Origin of the sequence: Mesorhizobium tianshanense (assembly GCF_007830515.1) — a bacterium.
Lineage (GTDB): Bacteria > Pseudomonadota > Alphaproteobacteria > Rhizobiales > Rhizobiaceae > Mesorhizobium > Mesorhizobium tianshanense.
In genome coordinates this window covers 1-9536 of sequence record NZ_VLKT01000115.1, presented here as the reverse complement: position 1 = coordinate 9536, position 9536 = coordinate 1, and the positions used below count along the sequence as shown (strand labels likewise).

The following is a 9536-nucleotide window of genomic DNA, read 5'->3' as shown; positions in this document are numbered from 1 at the left end:
GCGATGCCGCTCGAAATTGCCGTGACCGTGCCGGCGGTCCCCTGGACCGCGAACACGGCCCTGCCGCTCGCGCTGCGATGAAGAGTGGCGGGGCCCTTCACTGAGAACGTGCCGATTTTCCCGCCGCTGACCGCATCGATGGCCGTGATGGTTGGTGCGGCGTGGTCCGAGACAAACAGACTCCAGGCCTCTTTCTCGTCGGCCAATGCTTCGTTGGCTCCCGCAAGCAGCGCGAGCATTGCCGCCGCGTTCCTCCATAGTGTTTGCATTTGCTGCTCTCCTTGGTTAAGTAGCATGGGCTTGTAACGTAATAACGTAACAAGCTGCAAGAGGCATAAAGGTGTTCGGCTCGGAAAAGGCACCGCTTGATGCGAGCAAACCAATTGGCTAGGAACGGGTGTCGGTTTCCGTAAGGAAATAACAGGGAATTCGGCGCGGCGCTCATTGGCCGCGAAACGAAACTGCCCCCGCAATTGTAGACGGTGAGTCCATCTCGATCATGCCACTGGGATTAGCCCCCGGGAAGGCCGAGACGGACGATGCCCCGTCAGTCAGGAGACCTACCGACACCCGTAACTGAACGCGCCGGGCGGGGTGTCCGGGGAGGTAGTCGATGACACTAGCCACACGTGAAGTGCAGCCGCATCTCGTCCGTTGTGACGCGATGACGATCATTGCCGTCCTGCCCGGCTCCTTCGGTCCCTGCCAGCAATCGATCGGAGATGTTTCGCGTCATGACTTTTTCCCGCTTGGCACTTGTTGCCGCCAGTTTCGCCCTCCTCACGGCCGCCGCGGCGGCTGAGCCCACGACATATCCGCTGACCCTCGAGAATTGCGGGGAGACGCTGACTTTTCAAAAGGCGCCGGCGTCGACCGTGACCAACCGATGGTGGTGTTTGAACGATAAGAACTGCCCGATCCGCGGCTGGTGACAGGTTCTGTCATTAGCCTGTGGAAACCTGAAATCGCGAGAGATTGGCGGGCTAGGCAGGAACCTAGGCGAAGGCCAGTATCTGTTTCGGGGAATCAAAGCCTTCTCGCGCGAAGGCAAAAGGTAAGGGCATTGGCTTTTCGATTTGTTCATACGGCGGACGTTCATCTGGATTCGCCTCTTCGGTCCTTGGCGCTGCGCAACCCGGAATTAGGCGAACTGATAGGCAACGCGACGCGGCGTGCCTTTGTCAATATCGTCGATCTCTGCCTGTCCGAGCAGGTCAACGCGCTTCTTCTCGCTGGTGATCTCTACGACGGCGATCAGACCTCCATGAAAACTGCGCGGTTCCTTTCCGAGCAAATCCGCCGACTGGACCAGGCCGGAGTCCGGGTGTTCATCATTCGGGGCAACCACGATGCGTTGTCGAAGATCACCAGAGAACTGACGTACCCGGAAACCGTAAAAGTCTATGGTGGGCGCCCGGAGGCTATCGCGCTCGAATCGGGCGTTCGAGCGACCCCTGTGGTCATTCACGGGCTGAGCTTTGCGCAGGCCCAGTGTTCCGAAAGTCTGGTTGGAAAGTACAGGCCACGGGTCGAAGGCGCTGTTAACATCGGTCTTCTCCACACTAGCCTCGCAGGAACGCGGGGGCACGATCCCTACGCACCCTGCAACGTCTCGGATCTGGAGGCGACAGAGTTCGACTATTGGGCGCTCGGTCACATTCACAAGCGGTCAATCAGTACCGGACGGTGCACGATCGTAATGCCTGGCATGCCCCAGGGGCGCGACATCAACGAATCCGGTCCGAAATCGGTCAGTCTTGTTACGATCGCTGATGACCGAACAGTCCATGTTGAGGAAAGGGTCACCGGCATCGCACAGTTCGAGCGCGTCGTGATCGACCTAGATGGCGTCGCAGATTGGCGTCAGATAGTGACCAAGGTAGAGGGTACCCTGGGGGCTGCGCGGGAAGGTGCAAATTCCGAACATCTTGTGGTCCGGCTTTCCTTCACCGGACGAACGCCGCTCGCATGGCAGGTCCGCAACGATGCCGACCTCATCAAGACCGAAGCCGAGCACAGGGCATCTGTCATTGGCCGGACCTGGATCGAGAAAGTGGAAATCCAGTGCACCGACCTCGTTCCCGCAGATCGGTCCAACGGGGATCCACTCGTCGAACTTCGAGAGCTTGTCGGAAGCGAGATCATCGGCTCGGAGGCTTACCACGCCGCGCTCATCGATATTGGGGAGGAGCTTCGTGGTCATCTGCCCCCTGAAAGCAGAGGGACTTTCGGTGCTGATCAGGAGGAGTTTCGGGCCACGTTGCGCCTGCTCGCGCAGGAGGGGGTCGAAGATGTGCTCGCTCGGCTCCATCGTCGGAAACACGATGAGGCAGCATGATGCGCATCAACCGGCTTGACCTTACCCGCTACGGCAAATTCACCGACAAGCACATCGACTTCGGGCCCGTGGAGCCGGGCCGCCCAGATTTGCACATCATCTACGGTCCAAACGAGGCGGGCAAATCGACGGCCCTATCTGCATTCCTCGACCTCCTCTTCGGCATCGAGTCCCGCAGCCGCTATGATTTCCTCCACCCATACTCAACGATGCGCATCGGAGCCGCGTTGGACATCAGGGGTGTTGCCCGGGAGCTTGTCCGGATCAAGAAGCCCCAAAACAGTCTGCTCGGTCCGGGTGATCAGCCGATAGGCGAGCATTTGATACTCGGCGAGCTTGGTGGAGTTGAGCGGGACGTTTATTGCGCGATGTTTTCACTCGACGATGACACGCTTGAGGAAGGCGGCGAGAGCATCCTGGCCAGCAAGGGTGATCTCGGACAGCTTCTGTTTTCGGCAAGCACAGGTTTGGCCGCACTAAGTCAGACACTTGTTGAATTGCGTTCGCAGGCCGACGGCCTTTTCAAACTCCGTGCCCGCAGCAGTGAAATCGGCGACTTGAAAAGTCGGCTTTCCGATCTGAAAGAGCGAAAAGAGCAGATTGACACGCTCGCCACCCATTACCGTCAGATGGTGGAAACCAAGGAGCGGTCACTGGCCCACTATGACGAAGCGATGGCTGACAGAACCCGGACGCAACTGCGGCTGGACGAGATCAAGAACCTGCTGACAGCACTGCCACGACTGGCGGAATTGCGGGACATCCGGGACAGTCTCGCTGAGTTGCAAGATGTTCCCGAGGCGCCGCCCTCGTGGGGAAACGAACTGCCGGCACTTCATCAGGAAGACATCGAGCTTGCCGTGAAGCGGGAGACGGCGAAAGCGTCCATGGCCGAGCTTGAGAAAGGGCTCAATGTTATCGCCGTCGACGAGATCGCGGTCACCGTGGGGCAAAGGATGGACGCTATCGGCGAGTTGCACGCGCGTTATGTCACAGCCGAAAGGGATTTGCCGGACCGTCGTCTGCAATTGACGGAGGTCGACCGGGAAATTGCGAATATACTGCGGCTTCTCGAGCGCCCTGAAGAAGACGAGCCGAGCAGCCTGATGCTCGGAAGCCGCATTTCTGGGAGCATCAGAGATCTCGTTGAACGCCGCTCTGGTATCGACGCGACACTTCAAAACGCGAAGCGCGAAGCCGAAGAGGCGAACCGCCGTCTGATCGAGTTGCAGAGCAAGCTGTCGAGCGAAGCCGCCGCCGCCACCAACAGCAAAGCCATTGCGGCGCTGGCTAGCGAGCTCTCGGCGCTTCGAGAGAATGATCATGCAGCCCGCCGCCGTGTCGCGGAACGCTCCCGTGTGGATCTGAAAGAAACACTGGCGCAGCAGATGTCGGAACTCCGACCGTGGGGTGAAAGCCTTGACCAGGTACGGCAAATGAGAGTGCCGTCACCTTCTGAGCTGGAGGCCTGGAAATCAGCTCTGTCTAAAGAGGAAGCCGAGATCGATCGCTACAGCGATGACAGCGGGCGCCTCACGAGTGAGCTGCGGCGTTTGCGAGCCGAACTGGATGCACTGAAGAATTCCACCGGCGTCGTGGACGATCATGAGGCAGCGACGTCGCGATCAGCGCGTGAAGCGGCATGGGCTACGCATCGTGACGCGCTCGATGAATCGACCGCTGCGGCGTTTGAGATCGAGCTGCGGAAAGACGACCTGATCACCAGCGCACGGCTGGGACACATGAGCGACCTGGCGAAGCTGAATCAAACTTATCAGAGGCTCGCCGTCGCGGAAGCGGAATTAGAGCGCTCAGCGGAGTTGCTGAACGCGGCGAAGTCGAAACGCGAAGCTATCAGGGCCGAAATTTTGGATTCCGCTCGAAAAATGGCTCTGACTGTTTCTGGCGAGATCAAGCTAGGTGGGCTTGAGGCATGGCTGGGACGCCGTGAAATGGTCCTGGCGACAGCCGACTTGCTCCGGGAGGCCGAAGGTGACTTACGCCAGGCGGAAGCGGACGGCGCGGCGGCGCGTAACCGGCTCTCGGTGGCACTGTCGGCGGCAGCCGTTTCCCATGATCACTCTGACTCCTATGAAGCGCTTTTGGCTACGGCCCAATCCGCCGTTGATCTTGAAGTCGAACACAAGAATCTGAGGGAGCAGCTTGAACGCTGCGAAAGGGAGCAGGCTTTCCGCCAGTCAGCCCTTGAAACGGCAACTGCCGACGAGGCGCAATGGGACGCGTCATGGGCTGAGGTTTGCAAGAGCTGCTGGCTCGGCGCAGGAGGAACTATCCCCAGCCTCGCGACCGTCAAGGAGGTCATGGACAGACTTGCCGAACTCAGCCCGGCCGCTCAACGGCAAGCCGGCTTGGCAGATCGCATCGCCAAGATGGTAGAAGATCAGGCTGCCTTCTTGCGCGAGCTTGCAGCGATGGTCGCAGAGCTCGGATTGGAGCGACCAGCAGAGAGTGCCCTGAAACTCTGGGCGCTGATGTCCGCCAGAGTGGAAGAGGCCCGGTCGAAAAAGGCAGAAAGGGAATCCAAGCACCTTGCCCTCGAGAACCAGATTCTCAAAAGCCGGGACCTGGAGGCTGAAATCGCGATTTGCGAGCGACGCAAATCTGAAATGACGCACCTGTTCGGAGTATCATCCCTGCAGGACGTAGAGAAAAAGCTGCGCATGATCGAGCAAAGGAGAGATTTGCGCCGGCGGTCCAGTATCATCGAACGCGAAATCCGAGACGCGCTGTCAATTCAGGACATGGCCAATGTCGAACAGATGCTTGACGCCGCGGATCGGCTTGCGCTGGAAGCCGAACAGGTAGAACTCAGGGCCCGGTTTGAGGATCAGGATCGGCGCGTACGAGACCTGTTTACGGCATACAGCAAAGCGTCCGACGAGGTGGATGCTGTCGACGGCGATAGTGCCGTGGCCGCTCTTGAAGAGCAACGGCGCACGGTCCTTCTGGAAATCGAGGATAAGGCGTTCAGCTACTTCCGCCTCAGGGCCGGCATCGTCGCGGCCGAGCAGGCCTTGCGCCTTTATCGCGAAAAGCATCGCAGTTCGATGATGCTTCGCGCCTCGGAGGCTTTTCAGGTGATCAGCCGCGGCGCCTATCGCGGTCTGGCGACCCAGCCCGACAAGGACACCGAGGTCCTTATCGGCATCGGGGCTGATGGGAGTTCCAAGCTTGCGCAGGAAATGTCAAAGGGAACGCGCTTCCAACTCTATCTCGCGCTCAGAGTTGCCGGCTACCACGAGTTCGCCCAGTCTCGAACTCCTGTTCCCTTCATCGCCGACGACATCATGGAGACGTTCGACGACTTCCGTGCCGAGGAAGCCTTCCGGCTATTCGCCGATATGGCGAAAGTGGGTCAGGTAATCTACCTGACGCATCACCAGCATCTTTGCGATATCGCCAGGCGGGTTTGTCCCAACGCGCGCATACACGAGTTGGCCGCGCCGCTCGTCCCGGAACGCCGAGCTGCGTGATGGGCAGGCGCAGAAACCGGCTCTATCGGCAGCACGACCGCGATGGTGCGAGAGGGGTTGGAAACTTTGCGGTTCTACCAATTCACGACGGCAGTTTGGGCTCGCTGCATCCGAGACCGAAGGCTGAAGGTTGCCCGCGTGATGGAACTGAATGGGTCCTTCCTCGTCTCTAATCGCACGAAAGGGCGGGCCACCGATCTCAGCCCTGGAACATGACGTCTAGGGTTGGCGCCGGCCTGAATACTCAGCCGCCTACCGGCGCGGAGGGTGATTTGCAAAGGCCGGCTCCAGAATGGGTGCGGCCTTTGAGCGACTTAGATCGCCTGGAGATTGCCTGCAGAAGATTTTCCAGTGCGCCGGTCCTGCTCGACCTCATAAGGGTCGCAACAAAAACTGTCCCCGGTGACACGCTTTAGACCGAACGGAGCGTGAACCTTGTCTCGTCCGCGCTGGCAAAAAACTTGGCCTCACAACTTCATGGCCGAGAAGAAGACGAATCTCGGCTTGGTTTTCAGGCTGTGGTATGCCTCCGGGAAGAGAGAGCTGGCGCGTGGATCGGGTTGCGGCTCGCTTAGGACATCGATCTGAAATCCAGCTGACTTCAAGGCGTCGAGCATGACGTGCAGCGGCCGATGCCAGAAACGCATCGTCATTGCCTTGCCACCGAGCTGCCACGTCTCACTAAAACTATAGGTCTCAAAATAATTCTCGTGACCAGCCAACAGGTGATCCATGAAGGGATGGTGCGTAGAAAAAACCAGACGACCGCCCTGTGGGAGAAGACGGTTGAATTCCGTAAGCGGCACCGACCAGTCGGGCAAATAGTGCATGACGAGCGAAGCAAGGATCAGATCGAAAGTGCTATCTTCAAAGGGCAGTGGTTCGTTCAGGTCAGCCACCAAAAATTGCGCGCGTCCCTCAAGGCGACGTTGTGCGATTTCCAGCAAGCCCGCGCTGGCATCAACACCGGTCAGAATCGCTCCGCCATCAAGAAGTTCTGCTGCATGCGCCCCGCCGCCGCATCCGGCATCGAGCACCCGAAGCCCTGCAACATCGCCAGCCAGTGAAAGAATTGCGGGTCGCTCGTAGTAGGCATTCCAGGCATTGTTCTCATTATTAGCCTGATAGGCCGCCGCAAACGTATCGTAATCATTCTCGAACATGTTTTGGAATCTCTGTGAAGCAAATAGTTATGGGCGCGCATTTCTGATGCGCATGATCGTCTGCGGGCTGGTGGTGTCGCGCACATACTGCTTCTGTTTGTCGCTGAGCGTCGAGGGGCGGCCGAGGGTTTTCCCTTCCGACTTGGCGCGCTTGAGACCGGATTCTCTGTTCGCGAAATTCATAGTCGAAAACTGAAGGAAAATGTCGCGAGGGCGTGCGGGCGCCACTATCCAGCCCCTAAACATGCGAAACCCCGCCGGCCTCTCGGCGGCGGGGTGTTGCCTGGCGGTACACGAAACACAGCCGCCCAATGATTTTGCCACCGGCGATTTAACGCATCCTTAACGTCGCCGCCGCCCAGCACCTGCTTGCGCGTCGCTTCGGAGGGTCGGCCGGTTCCCGAAACACGTAGGATGCCGTTGCGACCGACGCCTGCCGCCGCCGCGACTTCCTTGATTCCGGACCGTTTCATGGAGTGTGCGACGGCCGGTCAAGCGGCAACGATTCGCATGATCGTATCGATATTGAACTGGATGCGCTGCTCTAGGGCGTCCTTGGCCATCAGGTCCCGCTCGTAGATGATCGAACCGGTGAAGCGGTTTGTCAGGTAGTAGTAGCCGACGGCTGCGATGGTGATGTTGAGCTGCACGGGATCGATGCCGTCGCGGAGGACGCCCGCCTTCACCCCGCGCTCAAGGATGCTCGAGACCATGTTCACGAGCTTCCTGCTCGAGGCCTTGACGATCTCCGATTTTTTCAGGTGCTTGGCCCGATGCAGGTTTTCGCTGTTGACGAGCGTCAGAAATTCCGGGTTCTTTAGGTAGTATTCCCAGGTGAAGCGCACCAGTTTTTCGAGCGCTGCTCTCGGGTCAAGATCTTCCAGATGCAGCTTCTGCTCGGCGTTGCGAATATCGAGATAGGCCTCTTCGAGAATGGTCTGGAACAGGCCCTCCTTGCTCTCGAAATAGTGGTAGATCATGCGCTTGTTGGCCTTCGCCTTCTCGGCGATATCATCGACGCGCGCCCCACCTAAGCCTTTCTTTGCAAATTCTTTTTTTGCCGCCTCGAGGATGCGTGCTTTGGTGGCTTCCGCGTCGCGGACGCGCGGTTTTCGTCCCGGTTTTTCGTTTTGTTCGCCCGTCATGTTTTGAGCCTGCCCTCTGCCGCGGTCGGGATTTCTTTCCTGCAACTCATACACGCGCGTCGCTGTCCGTCACAGCCGTTCGACGCGATTGCTTGTCTTGATCATACTGAAACCGCTTGACTTGGGCAAACTAAAAGAAGTAACTGGTTAGTGCGTTAACTGGCGTGAGTGACGCTGGAGTGTCCCGCCTGAAGGCAAGGCTCTCCTCGTCGGCAGCAGAGCCAGTGGTGACGCGGAAAGCGTTTCAATCGAGAATTGGGAGGAACCAATGTCGACGTTTATCAAGGATTTCATCGAGCGCGAGACGGTCAGCCGTCGCAATTTTCTGTTCGCAGCTGCGGCCGGCATGGGCGCGGCTGCCGTGCCGGGACTATTCTCTGGCGGCATCGCACGCGCCGCGCTGACGGACCCGGCAATTGCCTGGAGCTATCGTGACCGCGCGTCCGCCTACTGGAACTCAATTGTTTCGGGCGGCGAGGCCTTCGTGGAATCGCTCGGCAAGCCGAAGAGCGCACTCGTCAGCCTTATCAATGAGGGCTCGACGGAAAAGTCGCTCGCTGACATCAAGGCCTTCCTTGCCAAGAATAACGGCAATTGCGCCATCGCCTGCGACGCCAATGACAGCCCGAACGCCCGTCCGGTCGTCGAGGCCGTTCAGGCTGCCGGCGCCTACATTTCGACGATCTGGAACAAGACCGACGACCTGCACCCCTGGGACTTCGGCGACAACTATGTCTCGCACATGACCTGGTCGGACGAGAAGCCGGCGGAAGAGACCGCCCGCATCCTCTTCGAAGCCATGGGCGGTGAGGGTGGCGTGGTCCATCTCGGTGGCATTGCGGCCAACAACCCGGCCGTCGAGCGCCTCGCCGGCCTCAAGAACGCGCTGAAGGACTTCCCGAAGATCGAGCTGCTCGATGCGCAGCCGGCCGATTGGGACACCCAGAAGGGCGCGGCCCTGATGGCCTCGTTCCTCACGCGCTACGGCGACAAGATCAAGGGCGTGCACTGCGCCAATGACAACATTGCCTATGGCGTCATCGAGGCGCTGCGTGCCGAGGGTATCGAGGACATGCCGATCGTCGCCTATGACGGCAATCCGGAAGCCGTGCAGATGGTCATGGATGGTCAGCTTCTTGCCACCGTCTTCACCAATCCGCATTGGGGCGGCGGGATCAGCGCTGCACTCGCCTACCATGCCGCCATCGGCACCTTCAAACCCTCCGAGGAGCCGAAAGAGCATCGTGAATTCTACGGCCCGACGGTCCTTGTCACGGCGAAGGACGCGGCGGAATTCAAGGCGAAGTACCTGGATTCCGTTCCGACCTACGACTGGAAGGACTTCTGGGGTCCGTCGAAAGGCCAGGTCCAGTACAAGTCCTGACCATAGGCAGGG

6 protein-coding genes, 1 pseudogene and 1 riboswitch are annotated in these 9536 nt (G+C 59.2%); of the genes and pseudogenes, 4 read left to right on the top strand and 3 right to left on the bottom strand.

Features of this window, described 5'->3' with window-relative positions:
* Window positions 1–239, bottom strand: a pseudogene (locus IQ26_RS38200) (hypothetical protein); the annotation flags it as partial.
* 145 nt (window positions 240–384) lie between these two features.
* Window positions 385–582: riboswitch (cobalamin riboswitch) on the top strand.
* A 152-nt stretch (window positions 583–734) separates the two neighbouring features.
* Here IQ26_RS38200 and IQ26_RS40175 point away from each other — a divergent pair.
* The 3 genes from IQ26_RS40175 (at window position 735) to IQ26_RS38185 (ending at window position 5832) form a co-directional block, all read left to right on the top strand.
* A complete protein-coding gene (locus tag IQ26_RS40175) occupies window positions 735–932 on the top strand; it encodes a hypothetical protein (RefSeq protein ID WP_208760312.1) in 198 nt (65 codons plus the stop codon).
* A gap of 131 nt (window positions 933–1063) precedes the next feature.
* Window positions 1064–2338 carry a metallophosphoesterase family protein gene (locus IQ26_RS38190; RefSeq protein WP_145723490.1) on the top strand — a complete coding sequence of 425 codons (1275 nt, stop codon included), beginning with the start codon at window positions 1064–1066 and terminating at the stop codon, window positions 2336–2338.
* The gene (locus IQ26_RS38185) at window positions 2335–5832 is read left to right on the top strand and encodes an AAA family ATPase (RefSeq protein ID WP_240547470.1); all 3498 of its coding nucleotides are present in this window, start codon (window positions 2335–2337) and stop codon (window positions 5830–5832) included. Before IQ26_RS38190 ends, IQ26_RS38185 begins: the two co-directional genes overlap by 4 nt.
* A 467-nt stretch (window positions 5833–6299) precedes the next feature.
* Here the strand turns inward: IQ26_RS38185 and IQ26_RS38180 are convergent, their stop codons facing one another.
* Both IQ26_RS38180 and IQ26_RS38170 read right to left on the bottom strand, forming a co-directional pair.
* A complete protein-coding gene (locus IQ26_RS38180; protein ID WP_145723489.1) occupies window positions 6300–6995 on the bottom strand; it encodes a class I SAM-dependent methyltransferase in 696 nt (231 codons plus the stop codon).
* A 491-nt stretch (window positions 6996–7486) separates the two neighbouring features.
* Window positions 7487–8140 carry a TetR/AcrR family transcriptional regulator gene (locus tag IQ26_RS38170; protein WP_145723488.1) on the bottom strand — a complete coding sequence of 218 codons (654 nt, stop codon included), beginning with the start codon at window positions 8138–8140 and terminating at the stop codon, window positions 7487–7489.
* A 268-nt stretch (window positions 8141–8408) separates the two neighbouring features.
* On the opposite strand from IQ26_RS38170, the gene IQ26_RS38165 reads away from it, so the two are divergent.
* Window positions 8409–9524, top strand: coding sequence for a sugar ABC transporter substrate-binding protein (locus IQ26_RS38165; protein WP_145723487.1), 1116 nt, complete (start codon window positions 8409–8411; stop codon window positions 9522–9524).
* The last annotated feature ends 12 nt before the right edge of the window (window positions 9525–9536 follow it).

Excerpts from the sequence above, each read along its gene's own strand:
- IQ26_RS40175 (WP_208760312.1), top strand. The coding sequence starts at position 735 with ATGACTTTTTCCCGCTTGGCACTTGTTGCCGCCAGTTTCGCCCTCCTC.
- IQ26_RS38185 (WP_240547470.1), top strand. The coding sequence starts at position 2,335 with ATGATGCGCATCAACCGGCTTGACCTTACCCGCTACGGCAAATTCACC.
- IQ26_RS38180 (WP_145723489.1), bottom strand. The coding sequence starts at position 6,995 with ATGTTCGAGAATGATTACGATACGTTTGCGGCGGCCTATCAGGCTAAT.
- IQ26_RS38170 (WP_145723488.1), bottom strand. The coding sequence starts at position 8,140 with ATGACGGGCGAACAAAACGAAAAACCGGGACGAAAACCGCGCGTCCGC.
- IQ26_RS38165 (WP_145723487.1), top strand. The coding sequence starts at position 8,409 with ATGTCGACGTTTATCAAGGATTTCATCGAGCGCGAGACGGTCAGCCGT.